The organism is Caldisphaera sp. (assembly GCF_049974385.1).
Taxonomy (GTDB): Archaea; Thermoproteota; Thermoprotei_A; order Sulfolobales; family Acidilobaceae; genus Caldisphaera.
Genome location: NZ_JBMFIW010000065.1, coordinates 1 through 619, shown reverse-complemented (window position 1 = coordinate 619; position 619 = coordinate 1). Strand labels below are relative to the sequence as shown.

The 619-nt window shown below is 27.3% G+C and carries 1 protein-coding gene; it reads right to left on the bottom strand.

Annotation, left to right across the window (positions count from 1 at the left end; all coding sequences use genetic code 11):
• The coding region (locus tag ACP5GV_RS08125) for a hypothetical protein (protein ID WP_428103304.1) at positions 1-421 on the bottom strand (421 nt) is incomplete at its 3' end.
• Between the last annotated feature and the right edge of the window lie 198 nt (positions 422-619).

Genomic DNA, 619 nt, shown 5'->3' with positions numbered 1-619 from the left:
CGAAAGGCAAATAAAAACCTTTTATGATTGAACTAAATTCTTCCGGAATAAAAATTGCATTGAATTTTTCGTAATCTTTTGAATTTTTTCCATTATCGCATGTTTTATTTCGGGTTTCATCTGAACTACAATGTATTTCGTATTTATATAGCCTAAATTCTGCGTTTTCATTTAAAGGGTCTACCTTAGTTAAATTATAATAGATGTAGCTTAACTCGGATGGTATAACATTATTTTTAGAGGAATATGCTATATCATATATTAATTTTAATATTGTTGTCTTGAATGACTGGGGAGGGCCCATTAATACAGATAAATTTGGTAATTTTTCTAGCTCAAAGTCTATTATATCTCCTATTTTAATCTTAACATCAGGAGAAGCTTCATTTTTATCTTCTTTGGATTTTCTTTGCAAACTCAACTATGTTTCACCATATAAATTTAAACTATTATTAATATATAAAATTTTTATTTAACGTAATTAACCTACTAGATTAATTATTGTTATTTTAAAGATCTAGCATTCTCGAGATCTTCCCAACAATGCCATATTAATATTTGCTAAAGTAAGAATCAAATCATTTAGATCCGTAGGCCTATAGGAAGCTAGAATTATCTC